This window comes from Streptococcus sp. LQJ-218 (assembly GCF_003428885.1).
Classification (GTDB): Bacteria; Bacillota; Bacilli; order Lactobacillales; family Streptococcaceae; genus Streptococcus.
Window position 1 is genome coordinate 1 of sequence record NZ_QQRU01000002.1, and the last position, 25,553, is coordinate 25,553.

The following is a 25,553-nucleotide window of genomic DNA, read 5'->3' on the forward strand; positions in this document are numbered from 1 at the left end:
TTGATCCATCTTCGAAGGTTGCTGGAGTATCATCATCCATTGGTACTTCTGGGTTGCCTGGAGTGAACTCAGGTTTGCCAGTTTGTTCTTTACCTTGGATATCTGTTGTTTCAGCTGGTGTTCCTTCTGGAGTCACTGGAGTTACTGTTGGGGTGTATTTAGCCGTTACTGGTGTACCATTCTTATCTACACGTTTAACAGTTACGCCTGTTCCTACTCCTGTGAATCCTTTTTCTGGGGTGAACGTTACTGTACCGTCTGGATTTACTTTGTAAGTTCCTTCACCTGGGACTACTTTTTCTGTAGTTCCGTCTTCGAAGGTTGCTGGAGTATCATCATCCATTGGTACATCTGGGTTGCCTGGAGTGAATGTTGGTTTACCAGTTTGTTCTTTACCTTGGATGTCTGTTGTTTCAGCTGGTGTTGCAGTTGGAATTACTGGTGTCACAGTTGGGGTGTATTTAGCTGTTACTGGTGTTCCGTTCTTATCTACACGTTTAACCGTTACTCCTGTTCCTACTCCTGTGAATCCTTTTTCTGGGGTGAACGTTACTGTACCGTCTGGATTTACTTTGTAAGTTCCTTCACCTGGGACTACTTTTTCTGTAGTTCCGTCTTCGAAGGTTGCTGGTACTTTATCATCAATTGGGATTGCAGGGTTACCAGGTGTGAAGGTTGGTGTACCTGTTTGTGTTTTACCTTGGATATCTGTCGATGTTGCAGGTTCAGCAGTTGGTACGACCGGTGTAATCTTAGGTGTGTAGGTTGTTTCTACAGCAGTACCGTTAGCATCTTTAGCTTGAACCTTAACTGGAACGACTTCCCCTGAGTAAGATTTATCAGTTGGTGTGAAGGTTACAACACCTGTTTCTTTATCAACTGTGAAAGTACCGATTTCTTTACCTTCTGGTGATTTAGCAACTACAGATTCTGCTGGTTGCCCATTTTCATCAAGAAGAGTGATGGTATCCTTGTCAATTGGTGCAACTGGGTCACCTTCTGTGAAGGTTACAGTTCCAGTTTGAACCACACCTTGAGGCGCTTCTGATTCTGCTGGAGTTGCAGTTGGTGTTACTGGAACGATTTCTGGTGTGTAAGTTGTATCCACCTTGATACCGTTTGAACTTTCAGCTTGAACCTTAACAGGCGTTACTTTACCTGTGTAAGACTTATCAGTTGGTGTGAAGGTTACTTGACCTGTTGCTGGATCAATAGAGAAAGTACCAATTTCAGTTGTACCATCTTCAGCAAAGGCTGGTGTGCTTGAAACTTCGTTACCATCTTTATCTAGCAATGTGTAGCTATTGTCTTTAATGGTAATAGCTTTATCTTCATCGTTTACTTGGACAGTAGTTCCTGCAAAGGTTGGTGTCCCGGTTTGAGTTGCCCCTTGAACATCTTTAGAAGTTGCAGGGTTTGCAGTTGGAACTGCTGGCACAACAGTTGGTGTGTAGGTCGCATCTGAAGTAATGGTCGCAGTCTTACCATTAGCATTTGTAATGGTAGCAGTTGCCTGAACAGTTACTCCTTTTACAGTACCAACAAAGTCTTTTTCTGGCGTAAATGTTACTGCCCCAGTCGTTGGGTCGATAGTATAGCTACCTTCACCTGCTACTGTCACTGTTGTTTCATCAGTTGGTTGACCAGTTGCGGGATCCACCAATTTCTTGCTAGTGATTTCAGCAGTCTTATCATTACTCAAATCAAAGGTTGGTGTTTGGGTTTGAGGAACATTTTGAACATCCGCAGAAACCTTGTCTGTAGGAGTCACTGTGATTGGTGTGACAGTTGGAGTGTACTTAGCTGTTGCTGTCTTGATGTAGTCCTGTTGAATCTGACCGTCTTTATTTCGTCCAACTGGCGCTGACAATGAAACATCCACACCTTTGGCTGTACCAGTAAAGCTTGGGTCTGGAGTGAAGGTTACTTCACCCGTTGAAGGATTGATAGTGTATGTCCCTTCTCCAGCTACTGTTACAGATGTCTCATCAATAGTACGACCTGTTGCTGGGTCTACCAACTTAGCAGGATAGCCCACACTTGGAGCAATAGAAATCTTATCACCAGCTAAGTTAGGAGCTGTTGTATTAAAGGCAGGTGTTTCTTTTTGAGTTGCACCTTGAATATCTTTAGAAGTTTTGTCAACCCCTTCAATGTCAATCGGTGTTACAGTAGGAACATATTGACCATCCATAGTATTTAATTGGCCATTCACATTAGGTTCTCTGTCTGGGAATTTTGTTGGCCAACCAGTATCATAGCCATTATTATCTGAACGACGGATAGAGATACCATCAGCTGTTCCTAGGAAGTTGTCCTCAGGAATAAACTCAACATCTACATCTTTACCCTTAGCAGTAATCTTGTACTTACCTTGTCCTTGAACGACGTAGTAACCGTCTGCGTCAAGGGTTGCGCGGTTGCCATCTTTGTCAACAATGTATGGTTCTACGGTTTCATCAATAACAGCAGTAGAATCACGTTCAAACTTGTGTTCTCCACGTGCTGTAAAGGCAACAGTTGCAGTTTGCTTCGCCCCTTGAAGACCACTTGTTTCTTTGAATTCCCCTTTTGGTGGGTGGGTAATTTGAGTTCTGAAGTCTTCCACTTCCCCTGAGAAGGCCATACCAGTTGGGCTTTCGATCTCGTTCGCTTTCTTAGCGATACGAACACGAGCACCTAACTCTTTAACGCTTGGGTCAACGTAAGTCTTGCTGTTTGCAAAGGTCAACTCAACGGTGCCGTCATTTGTGATTCTTGCAAGATCAGAGCGTTCATCTTCATCAAAGGTACCGTTTTGGTTAAAGTCTATCCAACCGTAGATATAAGCTTCTGAAGCTCCATCTGTATGAGCTTGAACTGACAGCTTGTAGTTACCTGGGCGTGTACGGTCCATTTTGATCATCTCATTGGTTGTCCCTTTGAGTTGATCTGGAAGCAATTGGTCAATTCCTTCATCGGCCGTAGTTGCCTTATCATCACCAAACCAGTCAAGAGTCGTATTCTCATCCATATCCGGACTCACGTTACCAAGATACGGTTGATTTACTTTAGCTCCAGTAACACCGTCAACAGTTGCAATGGTATGAATTGCCTTACCATATGACTCAGGAGCATCCCCTTCATCAAGTGGGAAGAATCCTAGCATAGCAGACTGTTTACCACCAGAAGCGATATAAAGTCCCACTTCAGACGCCCCACGTGTCATCACGATTGGAACCGTTTTATTTCCTTCAGAAATGTTTGGTCCAAAGACACCAGTTCCAAGACCACCTGTAACTTGGTCAGGATTTCCGAAATATTTCCAAGCTACTGGTTTCTTATCAGGTCCAACTTGATTAGAATCACGAAGTTGTCTTAGGTTAATGTTATTATATTTAGGTTTAGAACCAAAAAGATTCTCAGTATCTTGTGGAACGTAAGTTTCAGAGGTGGATGGTCTGGTAAACTTTTTCCATTCCCCAAGGTGCTGCCAACCTTGTCCGTTAGTAGTGAACATAACAAATTCACCAGGGTTAGCAGACTCACCATCAGCCATAACAATAGCTGGCTTAACTTTCTTTCCGCGGAAGGTTGCAGAGATTTCAAACTGAACTCCAATATTTCCACCATTAATAGATGAACCCATGGTAGTCTTCTTGGCTTTCGTATCAACGTTTTCCTGTCTAATTTCAGTCCAACCGTTTTGAGGATCAGCGATGACTTTGGCCTCTTCACCATTGTTAAAAGCTTGTTTAACAGCATTTGAAGTATATCCACTACTTACATAACCGTTTTTCGCATCTGGATCATAGGTTGCTTTTTCTGCTTCTGTAGCCCATTGATTTTCCATCCGTTTCTTATAGATTTCAGTCGCTTGGAATGGTTTCAAGGATTTGACTTTTACAGTAACTACATAACCAGGCATGATTTCCTTGGTATAGGTAGCCCCAACTTGAAGAGCCAACTTTTCTTCTAAATCTTTATCAGGATTTCGCTCATCTTTAGGAACTAATGTTGTAGTAGCTCCAGTCCAGTTGGCGACATCTCCAAAGTCCAACCAAGTAATCTGGCTAGTCAAAGATTTTGCGTCAAGATCTGTTGTAAAGCCTGGTTTTTCAACTTTTGGAGTTGAAGTTGCGTCTACAACGTCTGCACCAATTCCAGTAGTCGTTGCTGTATCTGCGCGGAAGGCAGTATTCTTGTCAATCTCTTTACCATTACGAGGGTCATTTCCCCCTGTATTTGCGATTGCGTTAGTACCTTCAGCTGGCTTTGTGTTATCTGCAGGTTTACCTGTAGTCGCTTCTGTCTTTTCAGTAGCTGCTACTTTTTCTTCGGCTACAGCTTTTTCTTTGTTTTTAAGCTTAGAATTGACAATAGTTACAAGTGATTGGTAAGCTACGTCAAGTTCAGCTTGGCTTGTAGCAGAAGTAAGTGCATTTTTAGCATTAGCAAGACCTACCTTAAGAATTTCAACGCTCTCGTCTGTCTTGTTGCTGTATTTCCCATTTGCCACGTTTGCTTCAATTTCAGCAACGTAAGTTGCCAATTTTTCGCTATTTAGCTCAGGTTTTACTTCAGTAGAAACTGCAGGTGCTGCTTCTACTTTATAAGTTACTTCTTTAGTAGGTGCTGCTTCTGTAGTTTCAGGAGTTTCTGCCTTGTCTACTTCTGTTGTAGCTACAACTCCTTCAGTTTGTTTTTCTTCAGTTACTTCGTCAGCTCCGACACCTGTAGCAGTTCCGAGCATTACCAACGTTCCGAGTAAGACCGAGCAAACTCCTACATGAAGCTTACGGATCGAGAATCGACTAATTCGGTCGTTAAACAGATCATTTTTCATGATTTACCTCCAATATCCTGTCCAAGATTGAATATATTGTTATATTTTATGCGCTGTTTTTTATGAATACACAAACAACCACTTTAGATTTTAGCATTCATGTAAGTAAAACTCAACGATTATGCTTAATATTTTAAAAAAGAATATTTATACTCCTAAGTCTCAAAATATTGTTTTTTTGCACGTTTTATGTAGTTTTATTCAATATTTTTACACGAAAAAAGAGGGAATCCCCCCTCTTTTTCATTTCAAGTAAATATTCTATTCGTTTATTTCAACTGGAGCCTCTACAACAAGATTTGTTTCTTCATTTCCTTCTTCCTCTACTGGAGGATTAAGGTATTCTTCTTCGTTGATAGCTTGTGGTTCAAGGTTACGGTAACGTAACATACCTGTACCAGCTGGGATGATCTTACCGATGATAACATTTTCCTTAAGACCAAGGAGATGGTCTTTCTTACCACGGATAGCTGCGTCTGTAAGGACACGAGTTGTTTCCTGGAAGGAAGCCGCTGACAAGAAACTATTTGTTTCAAGTGAGGCCTTGGTAATTCCCATAAGGACTGGACGACCTGTCGCTGGTACTCCACCTGCAATAAGAACATCCTTGTTGGCATCTGTAAAGTCATTGATGTCCATAAGAGTTCCCATGAGAAGCTCTGTGTCTCCTGGATCCATGACACGAACTTTACGAATCATTTGACGAACCATTACCTCGATGTGTTTGTCACCGATTTCTACCCCTTGGCTACGGTAAACTTTTTGTACTTCACCGAGGAGGTAAGTTTCAACTGACAAGACATCACGTACAGCAAGGAGACGTTTTGGTTGGATAGAACCTTCTGTCAATGCTGCACCACGAGAGACTTGGTCCCCAACTTCAACACGCATACGTGCTGTAAATGGTACCACGTATTCGCCTTCTCCAGTTTCACCTTTAACGAAGACTTTCTTAGTACGAGTTGAAGCATCTTCTTCGATAGCAGTAACTTGTCCTTTGACTTCTGTGATAACTGCTTCCCCTTTAGGATTGCGGGCTTCAAAGATTTCTTGGACACGAGGAAGACCCTGAGTGATATCGGTATTTGAGGCAACCCCACCCGTGTGGAAGGTACGCATTGTAAGCTGTGTACCAGGTTCCCCGATAGATTGAGCAGCGATTGTACCGACTGCTTCACCAACTTCAACCGCATCACCAGTCGCCAAGTTGATACCATAACAGTGACGGCAGACACCATGACGAGTGTTACATGTAAATACAGAGCGGATAGTCACTTCTTCCACACCAGCATTGACAATTTCACGCGCCTTGTCTTCTGTAATCAACTCATTTGGACCGATGATAACTGCGCCAGTTTCTGGGTGTTTAACAGTTTTCTTAGTGTAACGACCATTGAGACGCTCTTCGAGAGACTCGATCATCTCTTTTCCTTCTGCGATAGAACGGATCAAGAGACCACGGTCTGTTCCACAGTCGTCCTCACGGATGATAACGTCTTGGGCAACGTCAACCAAACGACGAGTCAAATAACCTGAGTCGGCTGTCTTAAGGGCCGTATCGGTCATACCCTTACGAGCACCGTGAGTTGAGAAGAACATTTCGAGTACTGACAAACCTTCGCGGAAGTTTGAAAGGATTGGCAATTCCATGATACGTCCGTTCGGAGCAGCCATCAGACCACGCATACCGGCAAGCTGTGAGAAGTTTGAGATGTTACCACGGGCTCCAGAGTCCATCATCATAACGATTGGGTTCTTCGGATCTTGGTTAGCAATCAAACGTTTCTCCAATTTTTCACGGGCAGCACGCCATTCAGCTGTAACGGCATTGTAACGCTCGTCGTCTGTGATCATACCACGACGGAACTGTTTAGTAATTTGTTCTACACGTTTGTGTGATTCTTCAATGATTTCAGCCTTGTCTTCAACGACTGGAATATCGGCAATACCCACTGTCAATCCTGCAAGAGTTGAGTGGTGGTAACCGAGGTTCTTCATACGGTCAAGTAGGGCAGAAGTTTCTGTCGTACGGAAACGTTTAAAGATTTCAGCGATGATATTTCCAAGGTTTTTCTTCTTAAATGGAGGGTTAAGCTCAAGTTTGCTGATTGCTTCCTTGATATCTCCACCAAGTGGCAAGAAGTATTTAGCTGGAACACCTTCTGTCAAGTTGGTGTTGTTTGGTTCTTGCAAGTATGGTAGACCCTCTGGCATGATATCGTTGAAGAGGATCTTACCAACAGTTGTAAGCAAGATTTTGTGTTTTTGCTCTTCTGTCCATGGTTTGTTAAGACTATCTGTTGCGATACCAACACGTGAGTGGAGGTGAACATAGCCATTGCGGTAAGCCATAACAGCTTCGTCACGGTCTTTGAAGACCATTCCTTCACCTTCACGACCAGCTTCTTCCATAGTCAAGTAGTAGTTACCCAAAACCATGTCCTGAGATGGAGTAACAACTGGTTTACCATCTTTCGGGTTCAAGATGTGCTCAGCAGCCAACATCAAGATACGAGCTTCTGCTTGGGCTTCTTCTGAAAGCGGTACGTGGATGGCCATTTGGTCCCCGTCAAAGTCGGCATTGTAGGCTTCACAGACAAGTGGGTGCAAGCGAAGGGCTTTACCGTCAATCAAGACAGGTTCAAAGGCTTGGATACCCAAACGGTGAAGAGTCGGTGCGCGGTTCAAAAGCACTGGGTGTTCTTTGATCACTTCTTCGAGGATATCCCAGATACGCTCATCTCCACGTTCCACCAAGCGTTTAGCGGCTTTAACGTTTTGCACGATATCACGCGCTACGATTTCACGCATGACGAATGGTTTAAAGAGCTCGATCGCCATTTCACGTGGCACACCACATTGGTACATCTTAAGAGTTGGACCAACAGCGATAACGGAACGTCCTGAGAAGTCAACACGTTTACCGAGCAAGTTTTGACGGAAGCGTCCTTGTTTACCTTTGAGCATGTGGCTCAATGATTTAAGTGGACGGCTACCTGGTCCTGTAATCGGACGACCACGACGACCATTGTCAATCAAAGCGTCAACCGCTTCTTGAAGCATACGCTTCTCATTTTGAACGATGATACCTGGTGCGTTCAACTCAAGCAAACGAGCCAAACGGTTGTTACGGTTGATAACACGACGGTAAAGGTCGTTCAAGTCAGATGAGGCAAAACGGCCACCATCCAACTGCAACATTGGACGAAGATCTGGTGGAATAACCGGAAGGATGTTCAGAATCATCCATTCAGGTTTGTTTCCAGACTTGTAAAAGGCATCCAAAACATCCAAACGACGGATAGCTTTGATACGTTTTTGTCCAGTTGCTGTTTTCAATTCTTCTTTAAGTTCAGCAATTTCTTTTTCAAGATCTACTTGTTTCAAGAGGTCTTGGATAGCTTCGGCACCCATTTTAGCAACGAATGATCCATAACCATACTCACGCAAGCGCTCACGGTATTCGCGCTCTGTCATGATAGACTTGTGCTCAAGTGGTGTATCCTTCGGATCAATCACCACATAAGCTGCAAAGTAGATCACTTCCTCAAGTGCACGAGGACTCATATCAAGGGTCAAGCCCATACGGCTTGGAATCCCCTTGAAATACCAGATATGAGATACAGGAGCTTTTAACTCGATGTGTCCCATACGTTCACGACGAACTTTTGTACGCGTTACTTCAACACCACAACGGTCACAAACAATCCCTCTGTAACGAATGCGTTTGTACTTACCACAAGCACATTCCCAATCTTTTGTAGGACCAAAGATGACTTCGTCAAATAGCCCTTCACGTTCTGGTTTCAAGGTACGGTAATTGATTGTTTCAGGTTTTTTGACTTCTCCATAAGACCATGAACGGACTTTGCTTGGAGAAGCTAGGGTGATTTGCATACTTTTAAAACGATTTACGTCAACCACTATTTCTTCCCTTTCTATTCTAAGTGAGCTACTTATTCTTACTCAGTAGCTTCTTCTGTTGCTTCTGCTTTTGTTGCTTTTTCAGCTTCTTCAGCTTCAAAAGCAGCTTTTGCTTCTTCAGCAGCTTTTTTACGTGCTTTTTCAAGGTCATCTACGTGGATGACATCTTCGTCCATTCCTTCATCCATGTCGCGGAGTTCCACTTCTTGGTCATCTTCGTCAAGGACACGCATGTCAAGACCAAGTGATTGCAATTCTTTAACAAGAACTCGGAAGGATTCTGGAACACCTGGTTTTGGAATTGGTTTTCCTTTTGTAATAGCTTCATAGGCTTTCAAACGTCCGTTGATATCGTCAGACTTGTAAGTCAAGATTTCTTGAAGGACATTTGATGCACCGTAGGCTTCAAGAGCCCAAACCTCCATCTCACCGAAACGTTGTCCACCAAACTGAGCTTTACCTCCAAGTGGTTGTTGCGTAACGGTTGAGTAAGGTCCGACTGAACGCGCGTGCAATTTATCATCAACCATGTGGTGGAGTTTGATCATGTACATGACACCAACTGATACACGGTTGTCAAATGCTTCACCTGTACGTCCATCGTAAAGGATCGTTTTGGCATCGCTATCCATACCTGCTTCTTTGACAGTGTCCCAAAGGTCTTCAGAACTTGCTCCGTCAAAGACTGGTGTTGCGATGTGGATACCAAGAGTACGAGCTGCCATACCAAGGTGAAGCTCCATAACCTGACCGATATTCATACGTGATGGCACCCCAAGTGGGTTCAACATGATATCGACTGGAGTTCCGTCTGGAAGGTAAGGCATGTCTTCTACAGGAACAATACGAGAGACAACCCCTTTGTTTCCGTGACGTCCGGCCATCTTGTCTCCGACCTTGATCTTACGTTTTTGAGCGATGTAGACGCGAACCAGCATATTAACACCTGATTGCAATTCATCTCCATTTGCACGTGTAAAGATCTTAACATCACGAACGACACCATCGGCACCGTGGGGTACACGAAGAGAAGTATCACGTACTTCACGTGACTTGTCTCCGAAGATAGCATGCAAGAGACGTTCTTCAGCTGAAAGGTCTTTCTCACCCTTAGGTGTTACTTTACCTACAAGGATATCGCCTTCTTTAACCTCAGCACCGATACGGATAATACCCATTTCGTCAAGGTCTTTAAGGGCATCTTCCCCAACGTTTGGAATTTCACGAGTAATTTCTTCAGGCCCAAGCTTTGTATCGCGTGTTTCTGATTCGTATTCTTCAAGGTGGACAGATGTGTAGACATCATCCTTCACCAAGCGTTCGCTCATGATAACAGCATCCTCGAAGTTGTAACCTTCCCAAGTCATGTAGGCAACGATTGGGTTTTGTCCAAGCGCCATTTCTCCATTTTCCATAGAAGGTCCGTCAGCGATGAAATCACCTTTTTCAACGACATCACCAACTTTTACAAGCGTACGTTGGTTGTAAGCAGTACCTGAGTTTGAACGACGGAATTTTTGGATGTGGTAAACATCCAATGAACCATCTTCACGACGAACTTCTACCTTGTCAGCATCGGCATAAGTAACCTTACCACCATGTTGTGCAATCACTGCAGCTCCTGAATCATGGGCTGCCTGGTATTCCATACCAGTACCAACGTAAGGTGCTTTAGGATTAATCAATGGTACAGCCTGACGTTGCATGTTGGCTCCCATGAGGGCACGGTTGGAGTCATCGTTTTCCAAGAAAGGAATACATGCTGTCGCAACGGCAACTACCTGTTTTGGTGATACGTCCATATAGTCAACAACGTTAGCTGGATACTCTTGGTTGACCCCTTGGTGACGTCCCATGACAACTTTCTCAGCAAATGTTCCATCTTCATTCAGACGAGAATTAGCCTGTGCTACAGTAAATTCATCTTCTTCATCGGCTGTCAACCAAACGATTTCGTTCGTGACAACACCTGTTTCACGGTTAACCTTACGGTATGGTGTTTGAACAAAACCATATTTATTCAAGTGTCCGTAAGATGACAAGTTATTGATCAAACCGATGTTCGGTCCTTCAGGTGTCTCGATTGGACACATACGACCATAGTGAGTGTAGTGCACGTCACGCACTTCATATCCAGCTCGGTCACGTGTCAAACCACCAGGTCCTAAGGCAGACAAACGGCGTTTGTGAGACAACTCAGAAAGCGGGTTGTCTTGGTCCATGAACTGTGACAACTGTGATGAACCAAAGAATTCTTTAACCGCAGCTGTTACAGGACGAATGTTGATAATTTGTTGTGGTGTCAAGACTTCGTTGTCCTGAACAGACATACGTTCACGGACATTACGTTCCATACGAGAAAGTCCAAGACGTACTTGGTTGGCAAGCAATTCACCAACCGCACGGATACGACGGTTTCCAAGGTGGTCGATATCATCCACACGACCAAGTCCTTCAGCCAAGTTGAGGAAGTAGCTCATCTCTGCAAGGATATCTGCAGGAGTGACGATACGAACCTTGTCATCTGGATTGGCATTACCGATAATAGTTACAACACGGTCTGGATCAGTTGGTGCAACAACCTTGAATTTTTGAAGAACAACTGGTTCTGTTACTACGGCAGCATCATTTGGAATGTAGACAATCTTGTTCAAGTCACCATCCAAATGACTTTCGATACTTTCAATAACGCTGCGAGTCATAACTGTTCCAGCTTCTACCAAGATTTCACCTGTTTCAGGGTCTACCAATGGCTCCGCAATGGTTTGGTTGAGCAAACGTGTTTTAACATTGAGTTTTTTATTGATCTTGTAACGACCAACTGCTGCCAAGTCATAACGACGTGGGTCAAAGAAACGAGCCACAAGCAAGCTACGTGAGCTTTCAGCAGTCTTAGGCTCACCCGGACGAAGGCGCTCGTAGATTTCCTTCAAAGCTTCGTCTGTACGAGAGTCCATTGGGTTCTTGTGAATATCTTTTTCAACAGTGTTACGAACAAGATCGCTGTCACCAAAGATATCAAAGATTTCATCATCACCTGAGAAACCAAGCGCACGAACCAAGGTCGTAAATGGAATCTTACGAGTACGGTCGATACGAGTATAGGCGATATCTTTTGAGTCGCTTTCAAGTTCCAACCAAGCTCCACGGTTAGGGATGACAGTTGAACCGTAGCCCACTTTACCATTTTTGTCTACCTTGTCATTAAAGTAAACACCTGGTGAACGCACCAACTGTGATACGATGATACGTTCACCACCGTTGATGATGAAAGTACCCATCTCAGTCATGATTGGGAAATCACCAAAGAAAACTTCTTGAGTCTTGATTTCGCCAGTTTCTTTGTTAATCAAGCGGAAGGTTACAAAGATAGGTGCTGAATAGCTGGCATCGTGGATACGAGCTTCTTCAAGCGTATATTTTGGTTCTTTGATTTCGTAGCCTACAAACTCCAACTCCATTGTGTCTGTGAAGTTTGAAATTGGCAATACATCTTCAAACACTTCCTTGAGACCATAGTCTAGGAAATCTTTGAATGAATCAGTTTGAATTTCAATCAAATTTGGTAAGTCAAGAACTTCTTTGATTCTTGAAAAACTACGACGGGTACGATGTTTCCCGTATTGAACGTCATGTCCTGCCAAGATGATTCTCCTTTAAAATAAAGTTTCAAGCCTAGGCATCTAGGCCTTTGATTATCGTCAAAAGGTTGTAAACCTTCTATCACTTTATCCCCTTTAACTAATTTTCAGAATCTTTAAGTCTTTGTTACAAACACTAGAAAACCTTAAAAAAAGCACAAAAAGAGCAGCTAAATCCTACTTTTTCAGGAGATTTAACTGCTGTGAGCCTTGCCTGGACAATATTTCAGACAAAACTTACGACAAATGATTACTCATATTATACCCTATTTGGCTAGACTTTTCAAGAGAATTGACGAATTTTTTACAAAATCTTTTCCTATAAAAAAACTAACTAAATCGTAGCAAAATTTGTTGCGATTTTTCTTTTATTTCAATTTCAGGAAAACGCTTGCATATTGTTTTACTACATGCTATACTGATAAAGAAATTCATTTATAGGAGAATGATTGATTATGAAAAAAACACCATCTCACACTGAGCAAAAAATGGTTTACAGCATCCGTTCCCTCAAAAATGGAACTGGTTCTGTCCTTATTGGAGCAAGTCTTGTCCTGCTTGCCATGGCTACACCAACTGTCTCAGCCAACGAAAATACTACAAGCGATAAGGGAACTAGTAATGAAACCACTACTGCCCTTGCCCAACCTCTTACTGATCCAGCAGTTCACTCTACCAAGAACGAAAATGATATTTCTTCTCTTGAAAATGCAAACGTTTCCCTAGAGAAAAAAGAAGAAGAAAAACCCGCAACAGAGGCAACCACTCCTGTTTCACCTTCCGCCGATTCAGCACCACAAACCGGACAAGATCGTTCAAGTGAACCAACTACTGCTATTAGTCCAGCAGCGACTGAAACTAAGGCAGAAGAGCCAATCGAAGACAACTACTTCCGTATCCATGTCAAAAAACTTCCTGAAGAAAACAAGGAAACTCAAGGGCTATGGACTTGGGACGATGTTGAAAAACCTTCTGAAAATTGGCCAAACGGAGCCTTGTCCTTCAAGGATGCCAAAAAAGATGACTATGGCTACTACCTAGATGTCAAATTAAAGGGAGAACAAGCTAAGAAAATTAGCTTCCTCATCAATAATACAGCTGGGAAAAATCTAACCGGCGATAAATCGGTAGAAAAACTGGCACCAAAGATGAACGAGGCTTGGTTGGACCAAGATCACAAGGTTTTCTCTTACGAGCCACAACCTGCAGGAACTATTCGTGTCAACTACTACCGCACAGATGGCAACTATGACAAGAAATCTCTCTGGTACTGGGGAGATGTGAAAGAGCCAAGTAGTGGTGAATGGCCTAACGGAACAGACTTTACGGCTACAGGCAAATACGGTCGCTATATTGATATTCCACTCAAAGATGCAGCTAAAGATCTTGGATTTTTATTACTAGACAGAAGCAAGCAAGGAGATGACGTGAAAATCCGTAAAGAAGATTATAAGTTCACCGATTTGAAAAATCATAGCCAAATTTTCTTAAAAGACGACGACGAAACGATTTACACAAATCCATACTATGTCCATGATATCCGTATGACAGGAGCCCAACACGTAGGCACTTCTAGCATTGAAAGCAGTTTTTCAACACTTGTCGGTGCTAAAAAAGAGGATATCCTCAAACACTCCAACATCACGAATCATCTAGGAAATAAAGTAGCTATCACCGATGTTGCAATCGATGAAGCTGGCAAGAAAGTGACCTACAGCGGAGATTTCTCTGACACAAAACATCCTTATACTGTTAGCTACAATTCCGACCAATTTACTACCAAAACAAGCTGGCGTCTGAAAGATGAGACTTACAGTTATGATGGCAAACTTGGAGCTGACCTCAAAGAAGAAGGAAAACAGGTTGATTTGACCCTTTGGTCACCAAGTGCTGATAAGGTTTCTGTCGTTGTCTACGACAAAAATGACCCTGAAAAAGTGGTTGGAACTGTCGCCCTTGAAAAAGGAGAAAAAGGAACCTGGAAACAAACTCTAGATAGCACAAACAAACTCGGAATCACCGATTTCACTGGATACTATTATCAATACCAAATTGAGCGTCAGGGTAAAACTGTTCTTGCACTTGATCCTTACGCTAAATCCCTCGCTGCTTGGAATAGCGACGATGCTAAGATTGACGATGCCCATAAAGTGGCTAAAGCCGCCTTTGTAAATCCAGCTAAACTCGGACCTCAAGACTTGACTTATGGTAAGATTCACAACTTCAAGACTCGTGAAGATGCCGTTATCTACGAAGCTCATGTACGTGACTTCACTTCAGATCCTGCCATCGCAAAAGACTTGACCAAGCCATTTGGTACCTTTGAAGCCTTTATCGAAAAGCTAGACTATCTCAAAGACTTGGGTGTAACCCACATCCAGCTCCTTCCAGTCTTGTCTTACTACTTTGTCAATGAGTTGAAGAACCATGAACGCTTGTCTGACTATGCTTCAAGCAACAGCAACTACAACTGGGGATATGACCCTCAAAACTACTTCTCCTTGACTGGTATGTATTCAAGCGATCCCAAGAATCCAGAAAAACGAATCGCAGAATTTAAAAACCTCATCAACGAAATCCACAAACGTGGCATGGGAGCTATCCTAGATGTCGTTTATAACCATACAGCCAAGGTCGATATCTTTGAAGATTTAGAACCAAACTACTACCATTTTATGGATGCTGATGGTACACCTCGCACTAGCTTTGGTGGTGGACGCTTGGGGACAACCCACCATATGACCAAACGGCTCCTAGTTGACTCTATCAAATATCTGGTTGATACCTACAAAGTGGATGGATTCCGCTTCGATATGATGGGAGACCATGATGCCACTTCTATTGAAGAAGCCTACAAGGCCGCACGCGCCCTCAATCCAAACCTCATCATGCTGGGTGAAGGTTGGAGAACCTATGCCGGTGATGAAAATATGCCTACAAAAGCTGCTGACCAAGATTGGATGAAACATACCGATACTGTCGCTGTCTTTTCAGACGACATCCGTAACAACCTCAAGTCTGGTTATCCAAACGAAGGTCAACCTGCCTTTATCACAGGTGGCAAACGTGATATCAATACCATCTTTAAAAATCTCATTGCTCAACCAACCAACTTTGAAGCTGACAGCCCTGGAGATGCCATCCAATACATCGCAGCCCATGATAACTTGACCCTTTTTGATATTATCGCTCAGTCTATCAAAAAAGACCCAAGCAAGGCTGAAAACTATGCTGAAATCCACCGTCGTTTGCGACTTGGAAACCTCATGGTCTTGACAGCTCAAGGAACTCCATTTATCCACTCTGGTCAGGAATATGGACGCACCAAACAATTCCGTGACCCAGACTACAAGACTCCAGTAGCAGAGAACAAGGTTCCAAACAAATCTCACTTGTTGCGTGATAAGGACGGCAATCCATTTGACTATCCTTACTTCATCCATGACTCTTACGATTCGAGTGATGCTATTAACAAGTTTGACTGGAGAAAGGCTACAGATGGAAAAGCCTATCCTGAAAATGTCAAGAGTCGTGACTATATGAAAGGGTTGATTGCCCTTCGTCAATCTACAGATGCCTTCCGACTTAAGAGCCTCCAAGATATCAAAGACCGTGTCCACCTCATCACTGTCCCAGGTCAAAATGGTGTAGAAAAAGAGGATGTAGTGATTGGCTACCAAATCACAGCTCCAAACGGGGATATCTACGCAGTCTTTGTCAATGCGGACGAAAAAGCTCGCGAATTTAATTTGGGAACAGCCTTTGCCCACCTCAGAAATGCTGAAGTTTTAGCGGATGAAAACCAAGCAGGACCAGTCGGAATTGCCAACCCGAAAGGTCTTGAATGGACTGAAAAAGGCTTGAAATTAAACGCCCTTACAGCTACTGTTCTTCGAGTCGCTCAAGGCGGTGCCATCGTTGCCCCAGCTGTGGAAGAAAAACCAGAATTTGACCTTTCTAACTTAAAACAAGAACACGGTCAAAATAACAGCCAAGACAATATTCCAAACCGAGTCGTCAAACCGGAACAGCAAACTCCAGCTCCAGAAGCTAAACCTGACTCTACTAAACCAGATGAAAAAGTAGCTGATGCAGAAAATAAACCTAGCCAAGCTACAACTGATTCATCAACCACACAAACTTCACAACCAGCACAAGAAGCACAAGCATCATCTGTAAAAGAGGCGGTTCAAAACGAATCGGTAGAAAACTCTAGCAAGGAAAATACACCTGCACCCCTAGCTAAACAAGCTGAACTTCCAAATACAGGAACCAAAAACGATCACAAACTCCTGTTTGCAGGAATCAGCATCCTTGCCCTTCTCGGTCTCGGTTTCTTACTTAAAAACAAAAAAGAGAACTAAACCAGCCCTCCTATAGAAAAATCCTCCGAGCATTAAGGCTCGGGGGATTGATTTTTGTACAATATTTGTCGTCCTTATAAGCTTGATTAGGATTTTTTATTAATACTCTTCGAAAATCAAATTCAAACCACTTCAGCTTCACCTTGCCGTACTCAAGTACAGCCTGCAGCTAGCTTCCTAGTTTGCTCTTTGATTTTCATTGAGTATAAGCCTCTTTCATGGCAAAGTAATCCCGTACTTTGGGTGCTACTTGCATTCCGAAGAGTTCAATAGCTCTCAGAACCTGGTCATGAGGCATGGAGCCAAGCGGTAGATGGAGCATGAAGCGGTCCAATCCTAAATCTTCAATCATGCGAATCAATTTTTCTGCCACCTGATCTGGATTGCCCACAAACATAGCACCATTTGGCCCTACCTGTTCCAAATATTGCTCATAACGTAATTCCTGCCAGTGCGGACGGTCTTTGGAAATAGCATCCACTACTTGCTTGGTCGGATGGAAATAATCTTTCACAGCCTGCTCGCCATCCTCAGCAATCCAACCCCAAGAATGAGCTCCAACCTTTAGTTCCTGACTTGCATAGCCTGCTTCACTCCCAATCTCACGATAAGCCTGAATCAACTTTTTAAAATAACGCGGATTGCCACCAATAATGGCATAAACAATCGGCAGGCCTGCCTGAGCAATCTTCACTGTTGATTCGACATGACCACCTGTCGCTATCCACAAGGGTAATTTGTCCTGAACTGGACGAGGATAGACTTCTTTGCCAGAGATTGTTTGGGTCAATCGACCTTGCCAGTCTAGCTTGGTCTTTTCATTGACTAACTGGAGTAAGTCTAATTTTTCATCAAAAAGGGCTTCGTAGTCTTTCAAGTCATAGCCAAACAAGGGAAAAGATTCCGTGAAAGAACCCCTTCCAGCCATAATCTCCGCACGTCCATTTGACAAAGCATCAATAGTGGCATATTGTTGGAACAAACGAATCGGATCCATGCTTGAGAGAATGCTGACTGCGCTGGTCAAACGGATTTTCTTGGTATTGATTGCCCCAGCTGCCAGGACAATCTCTGGAGCTGATACTGCAAAATCTGCTCGATGGTGCTCGCCAATCCCATACACATCCAAACCAACCTTATCAGCCAGCTCAATTTCTGCCACCAACTGGCGAATACGTTCGGCATGGCTGTAAGTTTGCCCAGTCTCTTCAAGCACCGTTGTTTCAGCAAATGTTGAAATTCCCAATTCTACCATTGTGATTCTCCCCGTCTATTTCTTTCCTGCAATTTGAAGAATTATTCTAACACTAATCATAAGTACAAGCAACCAATTTGCTCACAAGAAAAAGCCTAGATAACTAGACTTTTTAGCTTATTCTACCGTTACTGACTTAGCAAGGTTACGTGGTTTGTCCACATCAAGCCCACGGTGGAGTGTTGCAAAGTAAGCGACCAATTGCGTTGGTACAACCATTGAAATCGGTGAGAGGTAAGGGTGTACAGTCGTAAGAACGATGTCGTCTGTATCTTTAGCAACATTTTCTTCTGCGATAGTGAGGACCTTGGCTCCACGAGCTGCCACCTCTTGGATATTTCCACGAGTGTGGTTGGCAAGAACTGGATCTGACAAGAGGGCCAAGACAGGCGTTCCTTCTTCAATCAAGGCAATAGTTCCGTGCTTGAGTTCTCCTGCCGCAAAACCTTCACACTGGATGTAAGAAATCTCTTTGAGTTTGAGACTGGCTTCCATGGCTACGTAGTAATCTTGACCACGTCCGATATAGAAGGCGTTGCGAGTTGTTTCAAGTAGCTCTCTTACTTTAGATTCAATGGTTTCTTTCTCTGAAAGAGTTGATTCGATAGACTGAGCTACGATTGACAACTCATGAACCAAATCAAAGTCCTGCGCTTTAGCATTGCCGTTCGCTTCTCCGACTGCTTTTGCCAGGAAAGCAAGGGCTGCGATTTGTGCTGTATAGGCTTTAGTTGATGCCACGGCAATTTCAGGACCTGCATGAAGAAGCATGGTATGGTTGGCTTCACGTGAAAGGGTTGAACCTGGTACGTTTGTCACGGTCAAGCTTGGGATTCCCATTTCATTAGCCTTGACCAAAACCTGACGGCTATCCGCTGTTTCACCAGACTGGCTGATAAAGATGAAAAGTGGTTTCTTGCTGAGAAGTGGCATACCATAGCCCCACTCAGATGAAATTCCAAGTTCAACTGGTGTATCCGTCAATTCTTCCAACATCTTCTTAGAAGCAAATCCTGCGTGGTAAGATGTCCCGGCTGCAAGGATGTAGATACGGTCTGCGTCTTGAACAGCCTTGATGATGGCTGGATCTACGACAACTTGACCAGCCTCATCTGTGTAGGCTTGGATGAGTTTACGCATAACAGTGGGTTGCTCATCGATTTCCTTGAGCATGTAGTAAGGATAAGTTCCCTTACCGATATCTGACAAGTCAAGTTCTGCAGTATAGCTAGCACGCTCACGACTGTTACCATCATAATCTTGAACTTCTACGCTATCAGCCTTGACGATGACCAACTCTTGGTCATGAATTTCCATATATTGGTTGGTTTCACGAATCATAGCCATAGCATCTGAGCAGACCATGTTGTAGCCTTGTCCAAGACCAATCAAAAGTGGTGATTTATTTTTAGCCACGTAGATGACTTCAGGATCTTGTGAGTCAACCAAGGCAAAAGCATAAGAACCACGGATAATATGAAGAGCTTTTTTGAAGGCTTCAAGAACTGAGAGACCTTCTTCTTCCGCAAATTTCCCGATCAAGTGAACAGCGATTTCTGTATCTGTTTGCCCCTTGAAGTGGTGACCTGCAAGGTATTCTTCCTTGATTTCAAGGTAGTTCTCAATCACCCCATTGTGAACCAAAACAAAACGTTCTGTCTCAGAGCGGTGTGGGTGAGCATTGTCTTCAGTTGGTTTCCCATGAGTAGCCCAACGAGTATGTCCGATACCAGTTGTTCCCTCAACACCAGCTGTCTTAGCAGACAATTCTGCAATACGACCTACAGCCTTGACTAGATGGTTTTCAGCACCACCTAGGACAAAGATTCCCGCAGAATCATAGCCACGGTATTCGAGCTTTTCAAGCCCTTGAATCAAAATATCAGTTGCATTTGTGTTTCCAACAACACCAACAATTCCACACATAGTATATACGACACAGACCAGCTGTGCTTTCTCCTTAAAATTGGTATAGTCTAATTCCTCTTTTATAGAATCAGCAAAAACAGTATATACTTGTTTCTTTCACTTGTCAAGAGTAAAAATTGGTATAGTTCAAATTAAGCTCCTGTAAGCAAAAAACTCTGACCAATTATAATAATCAGTCAGAGTTCTTTTTTAAAATCCATTATTGTCGCTTAATTCCTTGAACCAGTGCCCTGATTTTTTCAGACGACGTTCTTGCGTTTCCAAGTCTAATTCAACCAAACCGTAGCGATTTTTATAGCTATTGAGCCATGACCAACAATCAATAAAGGTCCAAATTAAGTAGCCCTTACAATTGGCGCCATCTTCAATAGCACGGTGAAGTTCGCGAAGATGACCTTTTACAAAGTCAATACGGTAATCATCTTGAATCATTCCATCTTGACGGAATTTTTCTTCCCCCTCAACACCCATACCATTCTCTGTCAGCATCCACTCAATATTTCCATAATTTTCCTTGATATTTTGGGCAATATCATAAATCCCCTGCTCATAAATCTCCCAGCCACGGTGAGGATTGATTTTACGTCCAGGCATCACATAAGGCTCGTAAAAATGTTCTGGTAAGAGTGGACTCTCTGGATGCTTAGCAAATCGAGGCGCCATAACACGCAAAGGTTGATAGTAGTTGACACCGAGGAAGTCCACCGTATTATCACGAATGAGTTCCAACTCCTCCTCTGTAACATCAGGTAAGAGACCGTGTTCATGCAAGATTTCTACCAATTCCTGTGGATAAGTCCCCAAAACAGATGGGTCTAAGAAAGATTGGGCCTGGAAAAGATCCGCAATACGAGCAGCCTTGATATCAGCAGGATTTTGGCTACGTGGATAAGCCGGTGTCAAGTTGAGGACAATTCCAATCTTGGAATCAGGCAAAATTTCATGACAGACCTTGACCGCGCGACTGCTAGCCAATTGTGTATGATAGGCTACTTTAACTGCTGCCTCTGCATCCACCTTATGCGGAAAATGAGCATCGTAAAAATAGCCAAATTCTACTGGAACGATGGGCTCGTTAAAAGTAATCCATTGATCCACTAAATCTCCATAAGTCTCAAAACAAAAACGAGCATAGTCTTCATAAGCTGAGACAGTCGCCTTATTTTCCCAACCATCTCCATCCTCTTGAAGAGCAAAAGGCAAATCAAAGTGGTAAAGATTGACTAAAAGACGAATCCCCTTAGCCTTAATAGCCTCAAAAACCTTACGATAGAAATCTACACCTTGAGCATTGACTTTTCCACAACCCTGTGGAAAAATCCGTGACCACTGGATAGAAGTCCGAAAGGCAGTGTGGCCAGTTTCTACCAGTAGCTCAATATCCTTTTCCCAGTTTTCATAAAAGGTTGATGTTTTGTCTGGACCAATCCCATTATAGTAACGATTTGGCTCCACTTGGTACCAATAATCCCAGAGATTATCCCCCTTACCGTCACCAGCTACACGTCCTTCTGTCTGTGGTCCAGAAGTAGAGGATCCCCAGACAAAATCCTTTGGAAATCTTAGCATACTTTTACCTCTTTATCTACTCATTTTTCCCATTATACAGAAAAAACAAGGTAAAAACTAGTTACATTTTTTCCTTGTTTTTCTTCTGATTATAGTTTTTATTTCTTGCTGAGAATTTCAAGCGTTTCAAGCACGTTATCTGCATGAACTTCGATGGTGTCACCAGTCGCTTTAATCTTAACTTCTACGATGCCATCGGCCGCTTTCTTCCCAACAGTGATACGGATTGGTAACCCAATCAAGTCACTATCGCTGAATTTGACTCCGACACGTTCATTACGGTCATCTGTCAAGACTTCGTAACCAGCTCCCATCAAGCTTGCTTCAAGTTTTTCTGTCAAAGCTTGCGCTTCTTCGTCCTTGACATTGACAGTAATCAAATGCACATCAAATGGTGCCAATTCTTTAGGGAAATTGATTCCCCAAGCGTAACGGTATTCACCTTTTGGCGTTTTGTTAACAAAGAGGCGAGCATGTTGTTCCATCACTGCTGAAAGGAGACGGCTGACACCGATACCATAACATCCCATAATAATTGGCACAGCACGGCCATTTTCATCCAAAACATCTGCTCCCATGCTTGCTGAATAGCGAGTGCCGAGTTTGAAGATGTGACCAATTTCGATACCACGCGCAAAGTTAAGGACACCTTGTCCGTCTGGGGAAATTTCACCCTCACGAACTTCACGGATATCCACATATTCTGCAGTAAAATCACGACCTGGGTTCACACCAGTCAAGTGGTAACCGTCTTCGTTAGCACCGACAACAGCATTGCGGCTATCTTGCACCTTGCGATCAGCGATGATTTTCACATTTTCAGGTAGACCAACTGGTCCAAGAGAGCCGAATTCAGCTCCCAATAATTCTTTCACTTCTGCCTCAGTTGCAGGTTCAAAGAAATCTGCTCCAAGGTAGTTTTTCAATTTGACTTCGTTGAGCTGGTCGTTGCCAACCAATAGGGCCACAACTGGCTCCCCGTCAGCGATATAAACCAAGGTCTTGATTGTTTGCTCTTCAGAGATATGCAAGAAAGCTGCAACTTCATCGATTGATTTAACATCTGGTGTTGCAACACGAGTCACTTCTTCTTCAGCGACAACACGGTTGCTTGGTTTGTACTCGTTTGTCGCCATTTCTAAGTTAGCAGCATAGCTAGACTCACTTGAATAAGCAATGGTATCTTCACCAGAGACCATCCATTTCAGCAATTCTGCCTTGATTTCTTCTTGCACTTCTGCAGGAATTTCGTCAAATGAGGCAACTGACTTGTCCAAGACAACCCAGCGGTCAAGGTCAGTACGGGCAGGTGTAATGGCCATAAATTCTTGGCTATCCTTACCGCCCATGGCTCCACCGTCACCAATGATTGCCTTGAAATCTAAACCACTACGAGTGAAAACACGCTCATAAGCAGCCTTGTACTCATCATAAACACTGTCCAAGCTATCATAGTTAGCGTGGAAGCTATAAGCATCCTTCATGATAAACTCACGTGTACGAAGAAGTCCATTACGTGGGCGCTTTTCATCACGATACTTAGGCTGGATTTGATAGAGGTTGAGTGGCAACTGCTTGTAAGATTTAACAGAATCACGGACAATAGCTGTAAAAGTTTCTTCGTGAGTTGGTCCCAAGATGAAGTCTGACTTCTCACGGTTTTTTAGTTTGTAAAGGTCTTCACCATAAGTTTCGTAACGACCTGATTCGCGCCACAATTCTGCACTGAGAAGGGCAGGAGCCAACATCTCAACGGCACCAATCTTGTCAAATTCTTGGCGCATGATGTTTTTGGCTTTTTCAATCACACGGTTGGCAAGTGGTAGGTAAGAATAAACACCTGCAGAAACTTGACGAACATAACCAGCTCGTAACATAAGAGCATGGCTGATAACTTGAGCATCGCTTGGCATTTCGCGAAGCGTTGGGATAGGCATTTTACTTTGTTTCATAATATTCCTCGATTATCTAAAAAAGAGTCGCATAATGTCATTCCAGGTCACAGCAATCATCAAGACAACCATGATGACCACTCCGGCCAAGGTGACATAGGTTTCAATTTCTTGTTTCAATGGTTTGCGGCGGATAGCTTCTAGGATATTGAGCACAATCTTACCACCATCCAGAGCTGGAATCGGAATAAGATTAAAAATCCCGATATTGATGGAAATAATTGCCAAAAAGTACAAGACATTCTCAATTCCATTTTTAGCAGCATCACTACTTGCCTTAAAAATGGCAACAGGTCCACCCAGCTTGTTCAAATCCGGTTGGAAAATCAAATTTTTCAGTTCTGAGAGAATTCGGAGGGCTGAGTCAGCAGCAGTTGTAAAACCACCTACAAACATGGATACAAAATCTGACTTAATCCCCGGTTGAACACCTAGAAGGTAACGGCCTTGACTTTCTTCCGGAGTAACAGTGACGTGTTTGTCACTACCATTTTCAGAAATAGTCACATCCAAGGTCGGGGCCGTCTGATCTTTGGTTTCTGCTTCCACAGCCTGAGTCAAACTTTCCCAGTTGCTAATCTCATGTGAGCCAATCTTGGTAATCTGAGCCGTTTCTGGCACTCCTATCTTGGCCAAAGCACCTTGAGGTATAACATGGAACTGGTTGGTGTCAACATCTCTAACACCACCCTGCATAAAGATTAAAATCCAGAAAACAACAACACCTAAGATAAAGTTATTCATAGGACCTGCAAAGTTAGTAATCAGTTTCCCCCAGATAGTTGCATTTTGATATTGTACATCCAAGGGAGCAATCCGAACCTCAGTTCCATCTGCTTCCACAACCGTTGCATCATGATCCACTGCAAATGTTTTTTCTTCTTCCAGAACCAAACCCCTGATGAAAAGCTTGTCTTCAAAATCAAACTGGGTCACCTGCATCGGGAGAGCCGTTTGATCCAATTTTTTGCCTGAGAGATTGATCCGTTTTACCTTACCATCATCAGTAAGGGTCAAACTGACAGGAGTTCCAGTCTTGATTTCAGTTGTATCATCACCCCAACCGGCCATGCGAACGTAGCCACCCAGAGGCAAGATCCGAATGGTATAGGCCGTCCCATCCTTGCCAATATGAGCAAAGATTTTTGGTCCCATACCAATGGCAAATTCACGCACTAGAATTCCTGATTTCTTAGCAAAGTAGAAGTGACCAAACTCGTGCACCACTACAACAATCCCAAAAACCAGAATAAAGGTTAAAATTCCGAGCATTCTATCTTCCTTTCTCTAAAAGAGTCCAAATAAGTGCATAATTGGAAATACAAGCAACATACTATCAAAACGATCCAAAACACCACCATGTCCAGGGATAAATTTCCCAGAATCCTTGACACCAAAGTGACGCTTAATCGAACTTTCTAGTAAGTCACCAAATTGTCCAGCAATGCTAAAGAAAATAGCAAAAACAGACATCTTGTAAATTCCATACGGAAGAGCAACTGTACTGTCAAACAACACAAAGATGATAGTTACTAAAATAGCACCTAAAATACCACCTAAGGCACCCTCAATGGTTTTATTTGGAGAAACTGTCGGAGCTAATTTTCGTTTCCCATAGTTCATTCCAACAAGATAGGCACCACTATCGGTTGCCCAAACGATACACAAGGCCAAGAGAGCCTTATCTAAACCTGCAACGCGAGCATCTAGTAAAGCATTAAATCCAAAACCTACATAGAAACTCATAGCAAGAGGGAAAACAGCGTCCTCAATCGTATAAGACTTGCTAAAAACAGTCGTTCCTAACATGATTGAAATCAAAACACTATAAGCAACCACATTCCCATCAACTGGTAAAAAAGTCAGATAATTCTCCAAGGGAATGGTCAAGGCAAAGGTTGCAAAGAGGGTCAAGAGGCCCTCCATCGTCATGGTCTCTAGACCTCTCATCTTCAAAAGTTCATGCATGGCGAGCATGGCTATGATTCCAATTACTATCTGAAGCAAGAGTCTCCCAATCATTAAAATTGGTAGGAAAATAGCCAGGGCAATCCCTGCAAATAAGGTTCTTTTCTGTAAATCCTGTGTCATATT

Annotated in this window: 10 protein-coding genes; 1 reads left to right on the plus strand and 9 read right to left on the minus strand. The window is 43.2% G+C overall.

The window, feature by feature from the left end:
- The 3 genes from D2908_RS01620 to rpoB all read right to left on the minus strand — a co-directional run.
- Window positions 1-4,825, minus strand: a 4,825-nt coding sequence (locus D2908_RS01620; protein WP_117304732.1) for a CshA/CshB family fibrillar adhesin-related protein, incomplete at its 3' end; no start/stop codon positions are given.
- Between the two features lie 261 nt (window positions 4,826-5,086).
- A complete protein-coding gene (gene rpoC / locus D2908_RS01625) occupies window positions 5,087-8,749 on the minus strand; it encodes a DNA-directed RNA polymerase subunit beta' (protein ID WP_165847413.1) in 3,663 nt (1,220 codons plus the stop codon).
- Between the two features lie 38 nt (window positions 8,750-8,787).
- The gene (rpoB, locus tag D2908_RS01630) at window positions 8,788-12,393 is read right to left on the minus strand and encodes a DNA-directed RNA polymerase subunit beta (RefSeq protein ID WP_117304358.1); all 3,606 of its coding nucleotides are present in this window, start codon (window positions 12,391-12,393) and stop codon (window positions 8,788-8,790) included.
- Window positions 12,394-12,845: 452 nt separating this feature from the next.
- Here rpoB and D2908_RS01635 point away from each other — a divergent pair, with 452 nt between their 5' ends.
- The gene (locus D2908_RS01635; RefSeq protein WP_117304360.1) at window positions 12,846-16,754 is read left to right on the plus strand and encodes a pullulanase; all 3,909 of its coding nucleotides are present in this window, start codon (window positions 12,846-12,848) and stop codon (window positions 16,752-16,754) included.
- 196 nt (window positions 16,755-16,950) lie between these two features.
- Here the strand turns inward: D2908_RS01635 and D2908_RS01640 are convergent, their stop codons facing one another.
- The 6 genes from D2908_RS01640 to D2908_RS01665 form a co-directional block, all read right to left on the minus strand.
- Window positions 16,951-18,009 (minus strand): LLM class flavin-dependent oxidoreductase, encoded by a 1,059-nt coding sequence (locus D2908_RS01640; protein ID WP_117304362.1) that lies wholly within the window; start codon window positions 18,007-18,009, stop codon window positions 16,951-16,953.
- Window positions 18,010-18,126: 117 nt separating this feature from the next.
- A complete protein-coding gene (gene glmS / locus D2908_RS01645) occupies window positions 18,127-19,935 on the minus strand; it encodes a glutamine--fructose-6-phosphate transaminase (isomerizing) (protein WP_117304364.1) in 1,809 nt (602 codons plus the stop codon).
- Window positions 19,936-20,127: 192 nt separating this feature from the next.
- Window positions 20,128-21,507 carry a 6-phospho-beta-glucosidase gene (bglA, locus tag D2908_RS01650; protein ID WP_117304366.1) on the minus strand — a complete coding sequence of 460 codons (1,380 nt, stop codon included), beginning with the start codon at window positions 21,505-21,507 and terminating at the stop codon, window positions 20,128-20,130.
- Window positions 21,508-21,605: 98 nt separating this feature from the next.
- On the minus strand, window positions 21,606-23,459 hold the full coding sequence (locus tag D2908_RS01655) for a proline--tRNA ligase (RefSeq protein ID WP_117304368.1): 1,854 nt from the start codon (window positions 23,457-23,459) through the stop codon (window positions 21,606-21,608).
- Window positions 23,460-23,471: 12 nt separating this feature from the next.
- Entirely contained in the window at window positions 23,472-24,731 is a 1,260-nt protein-coding gene (rseP, locus tag D2908_RS01660) for an RIP metalloprotease RseP (RefSeq protein WP_117304370.1), read from the minus strand.
- Window positions 24,732-24,746: 15 nt separating this feature from the next.
- A complete protein-coding gene (locus D2908_RS01665; RefSeq protein WP_117304372.1) occupies window positions 24,747-25,550 on the minus strand; it encodes a phosphatidate cytidylyltransferase in 804 nt (267 codons plus the stop codon).
- Window positions 25,551-25,553: the final 3 nt, after the last annotated feature.